General features: G+C 65.8%; 16 protein-coding genes and 1 tRNA gene. 3 read left to right on the plus strand and 14 right to left on the minus strand.

The genetic code is table 11. The annotated features are described in order from the left end of the window. Positions 1 to 3: 3 nt before the first annotated feature. From nuoH to ACFPOU_RS19275, 12 genes are all read right to left on the minus strand, one after another. Complete coding sequence (nuoH, locus tag ACFPOU_RS19220; protein ID WP_379725015.1) at positions 4 to 1,089, minus strand: NADH-quinone oxidoreductase subunit NuoH; 1,086 nt, start codon at positions 1,087 to 1,089, stop codon at positions 4 to 6. Continuing rightward, positions 1,089 to 3,425, minus strand: a complete 2,337-nt coding sequence (gene nuoG / locus ACFPOU_RS19225) for an NADH-quinone oxidoreductase subunit NuoG (protein ID WP_379725018.1) — start codon at positions 3,423 to 3,425, stop codon at positions 1,089 to 1,091. Before nuoG ends, nuoH begins: the two co-directional genes overlap by 1 nt. Before the next feature lie 21 nt (positions 3,426 to 3,446). Beyond that, complete coding sequence (gene nuoF, locus ACFPOU_RS19230; RefSeq protein WP_379725021.1) at positions 3,447 to 4,742, minus strand: NADH-quinone oxidoreductase subunit NuoF; 1,296 nt, start codon at positions 4,740 to 4,742, stop codon at positions 3,447 to 3,449. Beyond that, positions 4,739 to 5,224 carry an NADH-quinone oxidoreductase subunit NuoE gene (gene nuoE, locus ACFPOU_RS19235; RefSeq protein WP_379725024.1) on the minus strand — a complete coding sequence of 162 codons (486 nt, stop codon included), beginning with the start codon at positions 5,222 to 5,224 and terminating at the stop codon, positions 4,739 to 4,741. Before nuoE ends, nuoF begins: the two co-directional genes overlap by 4 nt. Positions 5,225 to 5,259: 35 nt before the next feature. After that, positions 5,260 to 6,513 carry an NADH-quinone oxidoreductase subunit D gene (locus ACFPOU_RS19240; RefSeq protein WP_379725027.1) on the minus strand — a complete coding sequence of 418 codons (1,254 nt, stop codon included), beginning with the start codon at positions 6,511 to 6,513 and terminating at the stop codon, positions 5,260 to 5,262. After that, on the minus strand, positions 6,513 to 7,106 hold the full coding sequence (locus tag ACFPOU_RS19245) for an NADH-quinone oxidoreductase subunit C (protein WP_379725030.1): 594 nt from the start codon (positions 7,104 to 7,106) through the stop codon (positions 6,513 to 6,515). Before ACFPOU_RS19245 ends, ACFPOU_RS19240 begins: the two co-directional genes overlap by 1 nt. A gap of 28 nt (positions 7,107 to 7,134) precedes the next feature. Next, positions 7,135 to 7,614: a NuoB/complex I 20 kDa subunit family protein gene (locus ACFPOU_RS19250; protein ID WP_056333529.1), complete on the minus strand. Its 480-nt coding sequence runs from the start codon at positions 7,612 to 7,614 to the stop codon at positions 7,135 to 7,137. 3 nt (positions 7,615 to 7,617) lie between these two features. Continuing rightward, a complete protein-coding gene (locus ACFPOU_RS19255) occupies positions 7,618 to 7,977 on the minus strand; it encodes an NADH-quinone oxidoreductase subunit A (RefSeq protein WP_379725033.1) in 360 nt (119 codons plus the stop codon). A gap of 174 nt (positions 7,978 to 8,151) precedes the next feature. After that, a tRNA-Leu gene (locus ACFPOU_RS19260) sits at positions 8,152 to 8,236 on the minus strand. Between the two features lie 238 nt (positions 8,237 to 8,474). Next, positions 8,475 to 8,939, minus strand: a complete 465-nt coding sequence (gene secG / locus ACFPOU_RS19265) for a preprotein translocase subunit SecG (RefSeq protein WP_379725036.1) — start codon at positions 8,937 to 8,939, stop codon at positions 8,475 to 8,477. A gap of 54 nt (positions 8,940 to 8,993) precedes the next feature. Continuing rightward, positions 8,994 to 9,740: a triose-phosphate isomerase gene (tpiA, locus tag ACFPOU_RS19270; RefSeq protein ID WP_379725039.1), complete on the minus strand. Its 747-nt coding sequence runs from the start codon at positions 9,738 to 9,740 to the stop codon at positions 8,994 to 8,996. A 144-nt stretch (positions 9,741 to 9,884) separates the two neighbouring features. Then, the gene (locus tag ACFPOU_RS19275) at positions 9,885 to 10,865 is read right to left on the minus strand and encodes an NAD(P)H-quinone oxidoreductase (RefSeq protein ID WP_379725042.1); all 981 of its coding nucleotides are present in this window, start codon (positions 10,863 to 10,865) and stop codon (positions 9,885 to 9,887) included. 255 nt (positions 10,866 to 11,120) lie between these two features. Here ACFPOU_RS19275 and ACFPOU_RS19280 point away from each other — a divergent pair, with 255 nt between their 5' ends. Then, positions 11,121 to 12,425: an SGNH/GDSL hydrolase family protein gene (locus tag ACFPOU_RS19280; protein ID WP_379725045.1), complete on the plus strand. Its 1,305-nt coding sequence runs from the start codon at positions 11,121 to 11,123 to the stop codon at positions 12,423 to 12,425. 72 nt (positions 12,426 to 12,497) lie between these two features. Here the strand turns inward: ACFPOU_RS19280 and ACFPOU_RS19285 are convergent, their stop codons facing one another. Together ACFPOU_RS19285 and ACFPOU_RS19290 are read right to left on the minus strand one after the other, a co-directional pair. Further along, positions 12,498 to 13,112: a tetratricopeptide repeat protein gene (locus ACFPOU_RS19285; RefSeq protein WP_379725048.1), complete on the minus strand. Its 615-nt coding sequence runs from the start codon at positions 13,110 to 13,112 to the stop codon at positions 12,498 to 12,500. A 55-nt stretch (positions 13,113 to 13,167) separates the two neighbouring features. After that, entirely contained in the window at positions 13,168 to 13,935 is a 768-nt protein-coding gene (locus ACFPOU_RS19290; RefSeq protein ID WP_379725052.1) for a GIN domain-containing protein, read from the minus strand. A 285-nt stretch (positions 13,936 to 14,220) separates the two neighbouring features. On the opposite strand from ACFPOU_RS19290, the gene ACFPOU_RS19295 reads away from it, so the two are divergent. Beyond that, positions 14,221 to 15,627, plus strand: coding sequence for a M16 family metallopeptidase (locus tag ACFPOU_RS19295; protein ID WP_379725055.1), 1,407 nt, complete (start codon positions 14,221 to 14,223; stop codon positions 15,625 to 15,627). Positions 15,628 to 15,638: 11 nt separating this feature from the next. Beyond that, complete coding sequence (locus ACFPOU_RS19300; RefSeq protein WP_379725058.1) at positions 15,639 to 17,060, plus strand: M16 family metallopeptidase; 1,422 nt, start codon at positions 15,639 to 15,641, stop codon at positions 17,058 to 17,060. Positions 17,061 to 17,201: the final 141 nt, after the last annotated feature.

Genomic DNA, 17,201 nt, shown 5'->3' on the forward strand with positions numbered 1-17,201 from the left:
TTCTTACTTCCAGATATTCCAGGACGTCTGCATGACGCCGGCGACCAGCACCAGCCACACCAGCGTGATCGGAATGAACACTTTCCAGCCCAGGCGCATGATCTGGTCGTAGCGGTAACGCGGGAAGGTGCCGCGGACCCAGATCATCAGGGACACCAGCAGGAACATCTTCGCGAACAGCCAGAAGAAGCCGCCGAAGGCGCCGCCGAATTCGAGGAAAGCGAACGGCGCGTGCCAGCCGCCCAGGAACATGATCGATGCCAGGGTGGCGATCAGGATCATGTTGGCGTATTCGGCCAGCATGAACATCGCGTAGGACATGCCCGAATACTCGACCATGTGGCCGGCGACGATTTCCGACTCGCCCTCCACCACGTCGAACGGGTGGCGGTTGCACTCGGCCAGGCCGGAGACGAAATAGATGACGAACAGCGGCAGCAGCGGCAGCCAGTTCCACGACAGGAAGTTCAAGCCGTTCGAGGCGGCCATGCCGACGGCCTGGCCGGCGACGATGTCCGAGAAGTTCAGGCTGCCCGAGACCATCAGCACCACGACCATCACGAAACCCATCGGGATTTCGTACGAAATCATCTGGGCCGAGGCGCGCATCGCGCCCATGAACGAGTACTTCGAGTTCGAGGACCAGCCGGCGATGATGATGCCGTAGACTTCGATCGAGGTGATCGCCAGCAGCAGGAGCAGGCCGGCGTTCACGTTGGCCAGCGCCGCGCCGGGGCCGAAAGGCACGACCGACCAGGCGGCCAGGGCCGGCATGATCGTCATGATCGGACCGAGCACGAAGAGCTTGGTGGTGGCTTTCGCCGGAATCACGATTTCCTTGAGCAGCAGCTTGAGCGCGTCGGCGATCGGCTGCAGCAGGCCCATCGGACCGACGCGGTTCGGACCGACGCGGATCTGGATCCAGCCGATCAGCTTGCGTTCCCACAGCGTGGCGTAGGCGACCAGGCCCATCAGCGGCAGCAGCACGCACAGGATCTTGATCACGGTCCAGATCACCGGCCAGACCGGGGCGATCGGGCTGGACGCGCCAAACTCGTAAAAACTATCGATATAACCGGGCGTTGCCATTACTTGCCCTCCCCTGCTTTTTCTACGTTGATGGTGCCGAACATGGCGCCCAGCGTGGCCGTGGCCGGATGCGCGGCGGCCACGCGCACGACGTTCGCCGGCAGGCGCGCGTCGACCTCGGCGACCAGCACTGCGCTGCCCTTGCCCTGCGTGACCTTGACCATGTCGCCGGACTTCACGCCCAGGCGCTCGGCCAGCGCCTTCGGCAGGCGCGCCGGCGGCTGCTGGCCGTCGGCCGTGCGCAGCAGCGGCTCGGAACGGCGCGCGATGGCGTCGGCGAAATAGATCGGCACGTCGGCGATGCGTTGCAGCGCGCCGGACTCTTCCGAACGGGCGGCCGCGCCGGGTGCCAGCTTGCCGATGTTGTTCAGCTTGCCCGACAGGTCGGTGACGCCCTTGCCCAGCGCTTCGTCGCGGATCGCTTCGGCGGTGTCGAAATCGAAGCCCTGCAGGCCGAGCAGGTTGCCCAGCACGCGCAGCACTTTCCAGGCCGGACGGGTCTCGCCCAGCGGTTTCACGGTGCCGTTGAAGCTTTGCGCCCGGCCTTCGCAGTTCACGAAGGTGCCGGCCGTCTCGGTGAACGGCGCGATCGGCAGCAGCACGTCGGCGTAGTCGAAGCCGTGCTTGAACGGCGACATGGCGACGACCATCTCGGCGCCCTGCAAGGCAGCCACCGCCTGCTGCGGATTGGCGGCATCGAGTTCCGGCTCGGCGTTGAGCAGGACGTACGCTTTCTTCGGTACGCCGAACAAATCGGACTGCGTGGTCGCGCCGACGATGTGGCCGCCGACCGTGTTCGCCGCTTCGACGAAATAGCCGAATCTGGCGCCGGTCGCATCGGCGATCCATTGCGCGCAAGCGTGGATCTGCGACGCTTGCGGATGGTGCGTGACCGAGTTACCGAGCAGCACGGCGCCCGGCAGGTCGGCGTCGATCGCGCTCAGGGAAGCGGCGATGCCCTTGGCGACCTCGCCGGCCTGGACGTGCTCGAAGCCGCCCGGCGCCGCGACGTTCTTGGCGGCGGCCACGGCCGAGACGATTTCCGACAGGGCGGCGAGCCAGTCGGTCGGCGCGGCGATCAGCTTGTTCGCGGTCGGGATCAGGTTGTCTTCGTCGGTGCCGTGCAGGATCGACAGCTTGGCGCCGCCCTTGACGGCCGTGCGCAGGCGCGTGGCGACCAGCGGGTGGTCCTTGCGCAGGAACGAGCCGATGACGAAGGCACGCTTCAGGTTCGACAGTTCGGCGATCGGCATGCCCAGCCATGGGGTCACGCTGCCGTCGAGGGCGAAGTCGCTCTGGCGCAGGCGGAAGTCGACGTTCTCGACGCCGAAGGCGCGCATCGCCTTGTTGAGCAGGTGCAGTTCTTCCACCGTCGAGTGGGCGGTGGCGACGGCGGCGATGCTGTCGGCGCCATGCTCGTGGCGGATGTTGCGCAGGCCGTGCGCGACGTATTCGAGCGCCGTCTGCCAGTCGGCCTCGATCCACTGGCCGCCCTGCTTGATCATCGGGTTGATCAGGCGCTCGGCATTGTCCAGCGCTTCGTAGGAGAAGCGGTCCTTGTCCGAGAGCCAGCATTCGTTGATGCTCTCGTTTTCCAGCGGCAGCACGCGCATCACTTTGCCGCCCTTGACCTGGACGATCAGGTTGGTGCCGAGCGAGTCGTGCGGCGACACCGACTTGCGGCGCGACAGTTCCCACGGACGCGCCGTATAGCGGAAAGGCTTGCTGGTGAGCGCGCCGACCGGGCACAGGTCGATCATGTTGCCCGACACTTCGGAGTCGACGGTCTTGCCCACGAAGGTCGTGATTTCGGAGTGTTCGCCGCGGCCCAGCATGCCGAATTCCATGACGCCGGCCACTTCCTGGCCGAAACGCACGCAACGGGTGCACTGGATGCAGCGCGCCATCTCTTCCATCGAGATCAGCGGGCCGGCTTCCTTGGGCGCCACCACGCGCTTTTCTTCGTTGTAGCGCGAATTGCTCTTGCCGTAACCGACGGCCAGGTCTTGCAGCTGGCATTCGCCGCCCTGGTCGCAGATCGGGCAATCGAGCGGGTGGTTAATCAGGAGGAATTCCATCACCGACTTCTGCGCCTGCACCGCCTTGTCGCTGTGGGTGCGCACGATCATGCCCGGCGACACCGGCGTGGCGCAGGCGGGCATCGGCTTAGGCGCCTTCTCCACTTCGACCAGGCACATGCGGCAGTTCGCGGCGATCGACAATTTCTTGTGATAGCAGAAGTGCGGGATATAGGTCCCGAGTTTGTTTGCGGCGTCCATCACCATGGAACCCGGGGCGACTTCGACTTTTTTGCCGTCTAATTCAATTTCAACCATTTGATCGTTACCTGACCTGGCTTAAAGGTATGCGGGCACGCAGCATTGCTTGTGCTCGATGTGATGAATGAATTCCTCACGGAAGTTCTTGATCATGGCTTCCACCGGCATCGCGGCGGCTTCGCCGAGTGCGCAGATGGTGCGGCCCTTGATATTGAACGCAACGTTGTTCAGCAGTTCGATGTCGTCCGGACGGCCCTGGCCGTGTTCGATGCGGTGGACCATGCGGTACAGCCAGCCGGTGCCTTCGCGGCAGGGCGTGCACTGGCCGCAGGATTCCTCGTAATAGAAATAGGACAGGCGCAGCAGCGACTTGACCATGCAGCGCGTCTCGTCCATGACGATGACGGCGCCCGAACCGAGCATCGAGCCGGCTTTCGCGATCGAGTCGTAGTCCATGTCCGTTTCCATCATGACTTCGCCGCGGATCACCGGCGCCGACGAGCCGCCCGGAATGACGGCCTTGATCTTCTTGCCGCCGCGCATGCCGCCGGCCAGCTCGAGCAGCTTGGCAAACGGCGTGCCGAGCGGGATTTCATAGTTGCCCGGACGCTCGACGTCGCCCGAGATCGAGAAGATCTTGGTGCCGCCATTGTTCGGCTTGCCCATGCCCATGTAGTTCTCGGGGCCGACGTTCATGATGAACGGCACGGCGGCAAAGGTCTCGGTGTTGTTGATCGTCGTCGGTTTGCCGTACAGGCCGAACGAGGCCGGGAAAGGAGGCTTGAAGCGCGGCTGTCCCTTCTTGCCTTCGAGCGATTCGAGCAGGGCCGTTTCTTCGCCGCAGATGTAGGCGCCGTAACCGTGGGCCGCATGCAGCTGGAAGTTGAATTCCGACCCCATGATCCTGTCGCCCAGGAAGCCGGCGGCACGCGCCTCTTCCAGCGCTTCCTCGAAGCGCAGGTATTCCTGGAAGATCTCGCCGTGGATGTAGTTGTAGCCCACGGTGATGCCCATCGCGTAGGCGCCGATGGCCATGCCTTCGATCAGCGCGTGCGGGTTGTAGCGGATGATGTCGCGGTCCTTGAACGTGCCCGGCTCGCCTTCGTCGGTATTGCAGACGAGGTATTTCTGGCCGGGGAACTGGCGCGGCATGAAGCTCCACTTCAGGCCGGTCGGAAAACCGGCGCCGCCGCGGCCGCGCAGGCCCGAGGCTTTCAGGTCGGCAATGACCTGTTCCTGGGTGATGCCGCCCTCGAGAATGCGGCGCAGTGCGGAATAGCCGCCGCGCTTGACGTAATCCTCGAGGTGCCAGTTTTCGCCGTTCAAGTCTTTCAGGATCAGCGGATTGATGTGGCGGTCGTGCAGGCTGGTCATGGCAGTTCCTTCAATTCCCCAACCAGGGCGTCGATTTTTTCATTGCTCATGAACGAGCACATGCGGTGGTTATTCACGAGCATGACCGGCGCATCGCCGCAGGCGCCCATGCACTCGCCTTCGAGCAGGGTGAACCGGCCGTCTTCGGTGGTGCCGCGGAACTCGACGCCGAGGGTTTGCTTGAGATGATGCGCGGCGCGCTCGCCGCCCGACAGCGCGCACGGCAGGTTGGTGCACACGGTGATCTTGTGCTTGCCGACCGGACGCGTGTTGTACATGTTGTAGAAGGTCGCCACTTCCTGCACGGCGATGGCCGGCATGCCGATGTAGTCGGCGATTTCCTGCATGGTGTCGGGCGACAGCCAACCCAGTTCGACCTGGGCGTGGGCCAGCGCGGCCATCACGGCGCTCTGGCGCTGGTCGGCCGGATACTTGGCCAGCTCGCGGTCGATTTTCTTGTAGCACTGCTCGGATAACAACATAATAATTCTGCCTTTGAACTGATCGGACGTGAGCGTCACCTGTCAATACTGCCGAAAACGATGTCCTGGGTACCGATGATCGTGACCGCGTCGGCGATCATGTGTCCGCGTGCCATCTCGTCCAGGCTCTGCAGGTGCGCATAGTCGGGCGTGCGGATTTTCAGGCGGTAGGGCTTGTTGGCGCCGTCGGAAACGATGTAGATGCCGAACTCGCCCTTCGGGTGCTCGACCGCGGCATAGGCCTCGCCCGGCGGGACGTGGAAGCCTTCGGTGAACAGCTTGAAGTGGTGGATCAGGGACTCCATGTTCGACTTCATTTCTTCGCGCGCAGGCGGAACGATCTTGTGGTTGTCGATCATCACCGGACCCTGGTTCGCGCGCAGCCAGACGATGCACTGCTTGATGATGCGGTTCGACTGGCGCATCTCTTCCATGCGCACCAGGTAGCGGTCGTAGGAGTCGCCGTTGGTGCCGACCGGGATATCGAAGTCGAGCTGGTCGTACACGGCATACGGCTGCGTCTTGCGCAAATCCCAGGCCACGCCCGAACCGCGCAGCATGGCGCCGGTAAAGCCCATCGCCTTCGCGTCTTCCGGCGACACGACGCCGATGCCGACCGTGCGCTGCTTCCAGATCCGGTTGTCGGTCAGGAGGGTCTCGTATTCGTCCACGTAGCCGTCGAAGCGCTTGGTGAACGACTCGATGAAGTCGAGCACCGAACCCTGGCGGTCTTCGTTCAGGGCATCGATCGCTTTTTTCGAGCGGATGATCGATTCCTTGTGGCGCGGCATGGAGTCCGGCAGGTCGCGGTAGACACCGCCCGGGCGGTAGTAGGCCGCGTGCATGCGCGCGCCCGATACCGCCTCGTAGACGTCGAACAGGTCTTCGCGGTCGCGGAAGGCATACAGGAACGGACCCATCGCGCCGATGTCGAGCGCGTGCGCGCCCAGCCACATCAGGTGGTTCAGCAGGCGCGTGATCTCGTCGAACATGACGCGGATGTACTGCGCGCGCACGGGCGCCTCGATGCCGAGCAGCTTTTCCACGGCCAGCACGTAGCCGTGCTCGTTGCACATCATCGAGACGTAGTCGAGCCGGTCCATGTAGGGCACGGACTGCAGGTAGGTGCGCGTTTCGCACAGCTTCTCGGTACCGCGGTGCAGGAGGCCGATGTGCGGGTCGGCGCGCTGGATCACTTCGCCGTCGAGTTCGAGGACCAGGCGCAGCACGCCGTGCGCTGCCGGGTGCTGCGGACCGAAGTTCAGGGTGTAATTCTTAAGCTCAGCCATTATTTCATCCCGTAGGTGTCTTCGCGGATCACGCGCGGAATGTTTTCACGCGGCTCGATCGTCACGGGTTGGTAGATCACGCGCTTCTGCTCGGGGTCGTAGCGCATTTCGACATAGCCCGAAATCGGGAAGTCCTTGCGGAACGGGTGGCCGATGAAGCCGTAGTCGGTCAAGATGCGGCGCAGGTCGCCATGGCCGTCGAACAGGATGCCGTACAGGTCGAACGCTTCGCGCTCGTACCAGTTGGCGGCGCGCCAGATCGGCGTGATCGACTGCACGATCGGCATCTCGTCGTCGGGGGCGAAGGTACGCACGCGCACGCGCCAGTTGTTCGCCAGCGACAGCAGGTGCACGACCACCGCATAGCGCGCGCCGTCCCAGGTGCCTTCGCCGTACTGGGAATAATCGACGCCGCACAGGTCGATCATTTCTTCGAAGCGCAGGGCCGGGTCGTCGCGCAGGGTCTGCATCGCCTGGAGGTAGTCGGCGGCCTTGACCACCACGGTCACTTCGCCGAGCGCGGCCGAAATGGAAGCGCCCTCGCCCAGCGCTTTTTCCAGGGCGAGCTGGAGGACTTCGAGTTTTGTCGTCATGGTGATTCCGGCAGTGCTGTAGTTTTAATTAACGCGCGATCGTGTTGGTGCGCTTGATCTTGTTCTGCAGCTGCATGATGCCGTACAGCAGTGCCTCGGCCGTCGGCGGGCAGCCTGGAACGTACACGTCGACCGGCACGATGCGGTCGCAGCCGCGCACCACCGAATACGAATAATGGTAGTAGCCGCCGCCGTTGGCGCAGGAACCCATCGAGATGACCCAGCGCGGCTCGGCCATCTGGTCGTACACCTTGCGCAGGGCCGGCGCCATCTTGTTGCACAGCGTGCCGGCGACGATCATCACGTCGGACTGGCGCGGCGATGGACGGAACACGATGCCGAAGCGGTCGAGGTCATAGCGGGCCGCGCCCACATGCATCATCTCGACCGCGCAGCAGGCCAGGCCGAACGTCATCGGGAACATCGACCCGGTGCGCGCCCAGTTGATCAGCTTATCGGCTGTGGTGGTAATGAAACCTTCGTTTAAGACGCCTTCATGAATAGCCATGGCTTATTCCCAATCAAGGGCACCTTTCTTCCAGATGTACCAGAACCCAACGACGAACTCGGCGATAAACACCATCATCGTGACGAAGCCGGCCCAGCCCAGTTCACGCATGGAAACGCCCCATGGGAAGAAGAATGCCGTTTCCAGATCAAACAAAATAAAGAGAATCGCGACGAGATAGTAGCGGACGTCGAACTTCATGCGCGCGTCTTCGAAGGCTTCGAAGCCGCATTCGTAAGGGGAGAGTTTTGCCGCGTCGGGACGCTGCGGCCCGAGCAGATATCCGAGCACCTGGGGTGCCACGCCGACACCGACGCCAATGAGGATAAAGAGGAGAACGGGGAAGTAATTTTCGAGGTTCACGATGGAGCCTATTTGAACGATCGGTTAATGAAACCACTGCATTGCCTGCAGCGCCGCATCGCGCAATCCTGGCCTCGTACCTGCCACCAGGACCGTACGACTGATCCTCGTGAAAAAGCCAGCTCAGGCATGAGAGCAATCGCTCGTTTGCCCTTGCTGGCTTTTTCTGTATCTTGGTGCCGACGGCGAGACTCGAACTCGCACAGCTTGCGCCACTACCCCCTCAAGATAGCGTGTCTACCAATTTCACCACGTCGGCTGAGACCAGTATTCTACCCTGCTTTAGCATCCTTTTTCAATGCTCAAATTGATGCATCGCAAGAAAAAATAGCGTTTTTCTCAAACTTTCCCTTGTTGCGCCTTTGAAAACACAGCGCGGGAGCGTCGAGAACCGGATAAGCGCCCTGCTGGAGCGCTGCCGGGGCAATACCGGGGCGGTGACACCCCTGCCGCGGGCAGCGGCCGGCTGGAGGCGCCGGCCCGCTGCGATCGCATGCTTACTTCTGCGGCGCCGGCGCCGGGGCGGCCGGGGCCGCTGCCGGAGCAGGCACGGTCGCCGCCGGCGCGACCGGCACGTCGGCGGCCGGAGCCGCCGGCACGCCCGCGGTCGGCGCGGGTGCGTCGGCCGGGGTGGTCGTCGCAGGGACGGCGTTGGCCGGTACGCCGTTGGCCGGGGCCGCCATGCGTTCCATCACGCCGCCGCTCGGCGCCGCGCCCGGGCCGCGGTTGTTGCCCATGTAGGCCAGCGACAGCGTTGACGCGAAGAAGATCGCGGCCGCGACCGCGGTCGATTTCGACAGGAAGTTCGAGGAACCGCTGGCGCCGAACAGGCTGCCCGAGGCGCCGGAGCCGAAGGCGGCGCCCATGTCGGCACCCTTACCGTGCTGCAGCAGCACCAGGGCGATGATGGCCAGCGCCGAAATGACCTGCACGACAATCACAAAATTGGACAACACGTTCATTACAGTTCCATTCCAAGTTTAACTACGTTGCAAATTTCAGAGTTCAAGGCCGGCCTAGGCGGCGTCGACGATCGCCAGGAAGTCGGCCGCCTTGAGCGCCGCGCCGCCGATCAGGCCGCCGTCGATATCGGGCTGCGACAGGAGTTCGGCCGCATTGTCCGGCTTCATGCTGCCGCCATACAGGATGGCGACCTGCTCGCCGGCCGCCGCGCTGCGTTCGCGCAGCTGGCTGCGCAGTTGCGCATGCACTGCCTGCGCCATCGCCGGCGTGGCCGTCTTGCCGGTGCCGATCGCCCAGACAGGTTCGTAGGCGACCACGATACGCGCCAGGGCGGCATCGTCAAGCAGCGCCAGCACGGCAGACATTTGTTTGCCGACTACAACATTTGTTTGCTCCGCTTCGCGCTGCGCGAGCGTTTCGCCCACGCACACGATCGGGGTCAAGCCGGCGCCCAGCGCCGACAGCGCCTTGCGCGCCACCAGCTCGTCCGTCTCGCCATGGTAGGCGCGCCGTTCGGAGTGGCCGACGATCACGTAGCGGCAAGCGAAATCGGCCAGCATCGCGGCCGCGACTTCGCCGGTATAGGCGCCGCCCGCATGCTCCGACACGTCCTGCGCGCCCCAGGCCAGCGGCGTTCCCGCCAGCGCATCGGCGCATTGCTGCAGGTAAGGCGCCGGCACGCACACCGCCGCGGCCGCTTTCGCGCCGCCGAGACCTTCCACGATACCGGCGAGCAGCGTCGCGTTCTGCGCACGGCTGCCATTCATCTTCCAGTTACCTACAACGAGTTTGGGACGCATATTACCCCACAGTCAAATAACCCGCTATTCTAGCTGCCGTTCCGGGGGCGGTCAAACGATGGCTGAGGGTGCGTGTTGGAAAGACGTCGGGGCAATCCGGATCATCCGCCCCCACGCAAGCGGCGCCGGCGACGCCCGCGCGCGCTACGCCACCTGCAAGACGATCTTGCCGACATGCGTGCTGCTCTCCATCAGCGCGTGCGCCTGCGCCGCCGCCGCCAGCGGGAAGGTCCGGTAGATCACCGGCTTGATCTTCCCCGCTTCCAGCAACGGCCACACCCGCTCGCGCAGCTTGCGCGCGACCGCCTCCTTGAAGGCGACCGGCCGCGGCCGCAAGGTCGAGCCGCTGATCGTCAGGCGCCTGCGCAGCACCTGCGCCAGGTCGACGTTCGCCCTGGCCCCGCCCAGCAGCGCGATGAGGGCGATGCGTCCGTCGTCCGCCAGGCAATCGATCTCGCGCGCCACGTAGTCGCCGCCCACCATGTCGAGCACCACGTCCACGCCGCGGCCGGCAGTGAGCTCCTTCACGACCGCGACGAAATCCTCTTGCCGGTAATTGATCCCGCGCTCGGCGCCGAGCGCCTCGCAGGCCCGGCACTTGTCGTCGTTGCCGGCGGTGGCGAACACGCGGTGCCCGAACGCGGTGGCCAGCTGGATGGCCGTCACGCCGATGCCCGAGGTCCCGCCCTGCACCAGCAGCGTCTCGCCCTCGGACAGGCACGCACGGTCGAACACGTTGCTCCAGACGGTGAAAAAGGTTTCCGGCAGCGAGGCCGCTTCGACCATGCTCAAACCCGCGGGCACCGGCAGGCATTGCGCCACCGGCGCCGCGCAGTACTCGGCATACCCGCCGCCCTGCACCAGCGCGCAGACCAGGTCGCCTTTGGCAAAGCCGCTGCCTTCGAGGGCGCCGTCGACGATCTCGCCCGCCACTTCCAGCCCCGGCAAGTCGGACGCGCCCGGCGGCACCGGATAGTTGCCCTGCCGCTGGAACACGTCGGGCCGGTTGATGCCGGCCGCATGCACCCGGATCAGGACTTCGCCGGCCTTCAGTTCCGGCAGCGGCCGCTCGCACATCTGCAAGACCTCGGGTTTGCCCGGCTGGGTGATTTCGATTGCGCGCATGGTTCGCCTCCCCCTTGAGAAAACAACAATTGTACGTCAGCGCCAGCGCCTCCGTTCATCGCCGGGCGGCGCAGGTATTTCCTGCTGTTATGTTCGAGCGCAAACAAATTCTTTGGCGCATCGTCTTTTTAGCGAACGCTAGCGCTAACACAAGGAACGCGTGCGCGACCACCTTGCCCGCCCCACCCGCGCCGCATAGATTGAAGGACGCGGGCCCGGGCAGATGAGCCCACCACTCTTGCGAGGAGCACGGTCATGCAACCGATTTCGTCCACCCTGTCCGGCCTGGCCCGGCGTAGCGCGCTCGCCTTGGCGCTCGCCCTGCCCGGCCTGCCGGCCGGGGGCCGGCATTGGCACAGCGAGGGCTGGACCGGCAGCTGGGGCACCGCCCCGGCCGGGCCGGCGGCGCCCGCCAGGCTGCAGACCTTCGCCGACCAGACCCTGCGCCTGATCGTCCACACCAGCATCGGCGGCAACCGCGTGCGCATCCGCCTGTCCAACGAGTTCGGCAGCGCGCCCTTGCGGATCGGCGCCGCCCGCATCGGCGTGCGCGGCGCCGGTTCCGGCGTCGCGCCCGGGACCGACCGCGCCCTCACCTTCGGCGGCAACGCGTCGGTCACGATCGCGCCCGGCGCGCCGGTGCTGTCCGATCCGGTGGAATTGAACGTCCCGGCCCTGGGCGACCTGGCCGTCAGCCTCTACCTGCCGGGCACGGTGCAGGCCAGCACGATCCACGACAGCGGCCTGCGGACCAGTTACGTCTCGCCGCCGGGCGACTTCACGGCCGCCGCCACGCTGCCGGTGCAGCGCACGCTCACGGCCTGGCCTTTCCTCACCGGAGTCGACGTCGACAGCACGGCGCCGGCCATCGTGGCGCTGGGCGACTCGATCACCGGCGGCACGCGCAGCACGGTCGATACCGACAACGCCTGGCCCGCCTGGCTGGCGCGGCGCCTGCACGCCGTACGCGACCCGGTGCCCGGCCTGGACGCGCGCCCCGGCGTGGTGAACCGCGGCATCGGCGGCAGCCGCCTGCTCGGCGACTCCCCCGGCCCGCTGGCCGGACGCCGCATCCTCGATCGCTTCGACCGCGACGTGGCGGCCACCGCCGGCGTGCGCTACATGACGCTCATGATCGGCATTGACGACATCGGCAACAGCCCGAACGCGCACCCGGTTTCGCCTTCGGCACTGATCGCCGGCTACCGCCAGGTGATCGCGCGCGCCCACGCCAAGGGCATCGCCGTCTTCGGCGCGACGCTCACGCCGTTCGAGGGCGCCGCCTATTACGCGCCGCAAAAGGAAGCGGTGCGCCAGGCGGTGAACCACTGGATCCGTTCGAGCGGCGAGTTCGACGGCGTGATCGACTTCGACCTCGCCACGCGCGACCCGGCGCGACCGAGCCGCCTGCTGCCGGCCTATGACAGCGGCGACCATCTGCATCCGAACGACCTGGGCTACCAGGCGATGGGCGATGCCGTGCCGCTGGCGCTGTTCGGTTCGCCCGGGGCGGCCGCGGCCAAGCCGCTGCCGGCCGATCCGCAAGAGCACATGCAATGAAGCGGGGTCGGCAACCATGCGCAGTGCGGGAGCGCGCGCGGCGGCGGCTGCCGGCGAACCCGCTGCCCGGCGTCACCCGCCGCCCGTCCTCGACTGCGCCGGCAGCGGCGTCCCCACCTTCCAGGTGCGCGACAGCGCCTGCGCTTCCTCGATCTGTTCCTGCGTCATCGTCCTGGCGATCGCCGCACGCTGGCTGCCGGCATTCTGGTTGCCGTTGGCCGCGGCCAGGTTCCACAGCATGTAGGCGATCACCGGGTCGCCCGGCACGCCCGCCACCTGGTAGCGGTACATCAGGCCGAGCGCGTGCTGAGCTTCGCCGTGGCCCTGCTCGGCCGCTTTCCTGAACCAGGTGACGGCGTGCTTCTGGTCCTGCGGCACGGCGTTGCCCGTGTAGTACATGGCGCCGACCACATACTGCGCGTCGGCCTTGCCCTGCTGGGCAGCCTTCAGGTGCCAGGCGAAGGCCTGCTTGTAGTCGCGCGCGACGCCGCGGCCCATGTAATACATCAAGCCCAGCAGGTGCTGGGCATCGGCGTGGCCGGCGTGCGCGAGCGGCGCCACCTCGCGCATGGCTTGCGCATAGTTGCGCGCGTTGTACGCGCTCGCCGCCTCGGGGAAGCCCGCCTGCGCCGTGCCGCCGAGGCCGAGGCCGAACCCGAGCGCGACCGCTACGATAAATTTTTTCATTGTCCCCATGTGTGGATCGGTCTCCCGCGCGCCTTCGCCGGTCTCGGACCTGTTCTTACTTCCAGTTGACCTTGCCCAGGCCGTCGATGCTGGCCCGGCGATTGAGCGGCTTGCCGTAGACCGTGACCGAGCCCATGCCCGACAGGTTCAGGTTCGCGCTCTGGTGCGCCGTGATCGTCGCGTTGCCCAGGCCCGACAGTTCGAGCGTGACGGCATCGGCCGAGAACTGGCGCGCGTCCAGGCTGCCCAGCCCGGCCAGTTCGGCGCGCAAGGACTGGCTGCGTCCCAGCAGCGTCACATAGCCCGCGCCCTGCAGGTCGAGCATGATGCGTTCGCTGTTCATGCCGGCCAGCTTCATGCTGCCCACGCCGCCCAGGCTGGCGTTGATCAGGCGGAAGTCGACGTTCGCGTTCATCGAGCCGGCGCCGTCGAGCGACAGTTCCAGCTCATCTCCCTTGAAGCCGCTGATCTCGGTCGTGCCCACGCTCCCGGAACTGACTTCGCGCAGGTTCGGCAGCACGATCTCGGCGCGCGCGCCGTTCTTGCGCTGCATGCGCATCTCGTGCGTCCCGCTGCCGATGACGACCGTATCGCCGCTTTGCACGGTCGTCAGGCTGGCAAGCCAGCGCGGGTCGCCCGAGAGCACCAGCGAAGCCGGATAGCCCTGGCGCACGCGCAGGTCGACCATGCCGTCGATCTTGATGCGCACGACGCGCGCCTCCAGCGGACGGGTCTCGGTAACGGTGTCCGGCGCGGCCGATGCCAGGCCTGCCAGCGCCAACAGTCCGAAGGCCGCGAGGCCGATCTTCAAACAGTTGCTCATGTCTTCTCCGTAATGCTATCGATGTTCGGGTGCGAAAGCTGCCAGTCGCTACCAATGCAGCCACTATAGCGATGTGCTTGCGCCGCCCCGGCCGGTTTGCGACGGACTGTCGATTTCGGGCGCCAGGCGACCAATCGGCGGGTTCAAGACCTTGCGTTCGCTCAACATACATACGCAAAATAATTACTTTCTAACATGACCTTGCGCTAAGATGAAATGCTTCGCTTGCGCCCTTGCGCAGCGAATTTCATTCGACTCAGCCAATTTTTGAGGTCAATAATGCGCATGCGCCAACTTCCCCTCCTGCTGGCGGGGCTCGGCTTGTCAATGTCCGTCGCTGTCGCCGCTCCCCCTTCGGCGACTTCCGACAAGTGGGACTTGCCGGTCCACACCAAGAAACTCGACAACGGCCTGACCGTCATCGTCACCCCGGACAGCAGTTCGCCCACCGTCGGCGTCTCGGTCGTCTACCACGTCGGCATGCGGCTCGAGCCGAAGAACCGCACCGGCTTCGCCCACCTGTTCGAGCACCTGATGTTCCAGGGCACGCCGAACGCGCCGAAGGGCGTGTTCGACAAGACCATCACCGGCGGCGGCGGCCGCAACAACGGCTCGACCCGCGCCGACTTCACCAACTACATCGAGACCGCGCCGGCCTCCGCGCTGGAACCGATCCTGTGGCTGGAAGCGGACCGCATGAAGACGCTCGACTTCAACGCCGCGACGCTGAAGAACCAGCAGGACGTGGTCAAGGAAGAAATCCGCGTGAACGTGAAGAACCAGCCCTACGGCGGCTTCATGTGGATCGACATCGGCCAGCACGCCTTCCAGAAATGGGAAAACAACCATGACGGCTACGGCAGCTTCGAAGACCTCGAGAACGCCAGCCTGGACGATGTGCGCGCCTTCCACCGCGACTACTACGGCCCCAACAACGCGGTGCTGGCGATCGCCGGCGACGTGACCCCGGCCCAGGGCTTCGCGCTGGCCCAGAAATACTTCGGCGGCATCGCCGCCCGCCCGGTGCCGAAAGGCGGCGATTTCTCCGAACCGCTCAACACGGTGGAAAAGCGCATCGAGCAAAGCGACCCGCTGGCCCAGGTGCCGGCGCTGGCCGCGGCCTGGAAGGTGCCGGAACGCGGCAGCCGCGACCAGGCGCCGATCGCCGTCCTCGGCGAACTGCTGGCCGGGGGCGACGCCTCGGTGCTGTACCAGGGCCTGGTCAAGGGGCGCGAGCTGGCACTCAATACCGACGTGCTGTTCGGACTGACCAGCCCGTGGGAATACAACGGCCCGACCCTCCTGACCGTATATGCGTTGTACAAGCCGACGACGAATGCCGACGCCATCCTGGCCGCCATCGACGAAGAGATCGCCCGGATCGTCAAGGACGGCGTCGACGCCGCCACCCTCAAGCGCGTCAAGACGCGCATGCTGGCGGACTGGAACAACGGCCTGGAAAGCTTCATCAGCCGCGCCGACACCCTGGCCCGCCTGCAGACCCTGTGGGGCGACGCCAACGTCGTCAACAAGATCCCGGGCTGGATCGAGGGCGTCACGTCCGCCGACATCCAGCGCGCGGCCTCGATCTACCTGGTCAAGAACAACCGCACCGTCATCGACCGCAAGCCCGTCGCCAAAGTCGCGGCTGCCGGCGCACGGACCACGCCGCCTGCCGGCGCACAGCAATGAGGAGCCCAGCGATGAAAAAACTGATGCTGACACTGGCGATCTCGCTCGCCTTCGCCCCGGCCGCCTATAGCGCCACTGCCGCCGCCCCTGCCGCCCGGGCCGGCGCCATGCCCGCCTACGGCGCCGACAAGCCGATCCCGACGCCGAAGATCGTCAAGAAAACGCTCGCCAACGGCATGACCGTCTGGGTCGTGCCGCGCCAGGGCCTGCCGCGCGTGGACTACGTGCTGGCCGTGCGCGGCGCCGGCTATGCCGCCGACGCGCGCGGCAACCCCGGTTTCGCCAACCTGCTGGCCGGGATGATCAACGAAGGCAGCGCCAAGCGCGATTCGCGCGCGATCGCCGAAGCGGCCCAGGGCATGGGCGGCTCGGTCGCCGCGGGCGCGGCCTCGGACGGCATCTCCGTCTCGGCCAATGCCGTGTCCTCGCAGGCGGCGCCGATGATCTCGCTGCTGGCCGAAGTGACGCGCACGCCCAGCTTCCCGGCCAAGGAAGTCGAACTGGCCAAGGCCAATGCGCTGCAGGCGCTGATGGCGGCCGAAGCGACGCCGCGTTTCCGCGCCGAGCGCGCGATCAGCCAGGCGGTCTACGGCGAGCACCCGTATGGCCACACCCAGCCGACCGCCGCGGCGATCAATGCGGTGACCCAGGACATGCTGCGCACCGAGCACGCCAGGCGCTTCCGTCCGGACCGCACGCTGCTGGTGATCACCGGCCGCATCAGGGAAGCCGAGGCGATGAAGCTGGCGCAGGCCGCCTTCGGCGACTGGAAGGCCGAAGGTCCGGCATTGGCCGACACCGCGCCTGCGCCGCGCGCGGCCAGGCCGGCGCGCATGCTGCTGCAGCGCGCCGGCAGCGTGCAGTCGACCATCCGCGTCGGCGGTCCCGGCATCCAGGCCAGCGCCGACGAACAGGTGCCGCTGCGCCTGGCCAGCACCATCCTCGGCGGCGGCTTCTCGAGCCGCGTCAACCTGAACCTGCGCGAGGCCAAGGGTTATACCTACGGCGCCTCGGCCGGGGCGCGCATGAACCGCGTCGGCGGCGCCATCGTCGGCGGCGCCGACGTGCGCAACGAAGTCACCGGTGCCGCCCTGACCGAATACTTCAACGAGTACCGGCGCATCGGCACCGAACTGGTCCCGGAGGACGAGATGACGATGAACAAGCGCTACGTCGCCGGCGGCTACCTGATCAGCAACCAGCTGCAGGGCGCGGTCGCCAACACGCTGGCGCAGAACTGGCTGATCGGCCTGCCGCCCGAGTTCCTCGGGCAGTACGTGCCGCTGATCCGGAAGGTGACGCCGCAGCAGGTGCGCGACGTATCGAAGAAGTATTTCGCGCCCGAGGCGCAGTCGATCGTCGTGGTCGGCGATCCGAAGGCGGTGGGCGAGCAGCTCAAGCCGTTCGGTGAATTTACGGTCAGCGAAAAATAATACCGTTCAACCGGTTCGATGCCCGCCGCGCGCGGGCATTTTTTTTGGCGCTGTCACCGCTACGTGTAGAAATTGAACTGCTGGGCTCTAGCGAGGTCGAACTGCCATTCGACCATCGAGCGGACTCTGGCATGCAGGCAA

The sequence above is a fragment of the Massilia jejuensis genome, from assembly GCF_042656795.1.
Taxonomy (GTDB): domain Bacteria; phylum Pseudomonadota; class Gammaproteobacteria; order Burkholderiales; family Burkholderiaceae_D; genus Telluria; species Telluria jejuensis.

Excerpts from the sequence above, each read along its gene's own strand:
- nuoF (WP_379725021.1), bottom strand. The coding sequence starts at position 4,742 with ATGACCAGCCTGCACGACCGCCACATCAATCCGCTGATCCTGAAAGAC.
- ACFPOU_RS19245 (WP_379725030.1), bottom strand. The coding sequence starts at position 7,106 with ATGACGACAAAACTCGAAGTCCTCCAGCTCGCCCTGGAAAAAGCGCTG.
- ACFPOU_RS19250 (WP_056333529.1), bottom strand. The coding sequence starts at position 7,614 with ATGGCTATTCATGAAGGCGTCTTAAACGAAGGTTTCATTACCACCACA.
- secG (WP_379725036.1), bottom strand. The coding sequence starts at position 8,939 with ATGAACGTGTTGTCCAATTTTGTGATTGTCGTGCAGGTCATTTCGGCG.
- ACFPOU_RS19300 (WP_379725058.1), top strand. The coding sequence starts at position 15,639 with ATGAAAAAACTGATGCTGACACTGGCGATCTCGCTCGCCTTCGCCCCG.
- tpiA (WP_379725039.1), bottom strand. The coding sequence starts at position 9,740 with ATGCGTCCCAAACTCGTTGTAGGTAACTGGAAGATGAATGGCAGCCGT.
- ACFPOU_RS19280 (WP_379725045.1), top strand. The coding sequence starts at position 11,121 with ATGCAACCGATTTCGTCCACCCTGTCCGGCCTGGCCCGGCGTAGCGCG.
- ACFPOU_RS19240 (WP_379725027.1), bottom strand. The coding sequence starts at position 6,513 with ATGGCTGAGCTTAAGAATTACACCCTGAACTTCGGTCCGCAGCACCCG.
- nuoG (WP_379725018.1), bottom strand. The coding sequence starts at position 3,425 with ATGGTTGAAATTGAATTAGACGGCAAAAAAGTCGAAGTCGCCCCGGGT.
- ACFPOU_RS19295 (WP_379725055.1), top strand. The coding sequence starts at position 14,221 with ATGCGCCAACTTCCCCTCCTGCTGGCGGGGCTCGGCTTGTCAATGTCC.
- ACFPOU_RS19290 (WP_379725052.1), bottom strand. The coding sequence starts at position 13,935 with ATGAGCAACTGTTTGAAGATCGGCCTCGCGGCCTTCGGACTGTTGGCG.
- nuoE (WP_379725024.1), bottom strand. The coding sequence starts at position 5,224 with ATGTTGTTATCCGAGCAGTGCTACAAGAAAATCGACCGCGAGCTGGCC.
- ACFPOU_RS19275 (WP_379725042.1), bottom strand. The coding sequence starts at position 10,865 with ATGCGCGCAATCGAAATCACCCAGCCGGGCAAACCCGAGGTCTTGCAG.
- nuoH (WP_379725015.1), bottom strand. The coding sequence starts at position 1,089 with ATGGCAACGCCCGGTTATATCGATAGTTTTTACGAGTTTGGCGCGTCC.
- ACFPOU_RS19285 (WP_379725048.1), bottom strand. The coding sequence starts at position 13,112 with ATGAAAAAATTTATCGTAGCGGTCGCGCTCGGGTTCGGCCTCGGCCTC.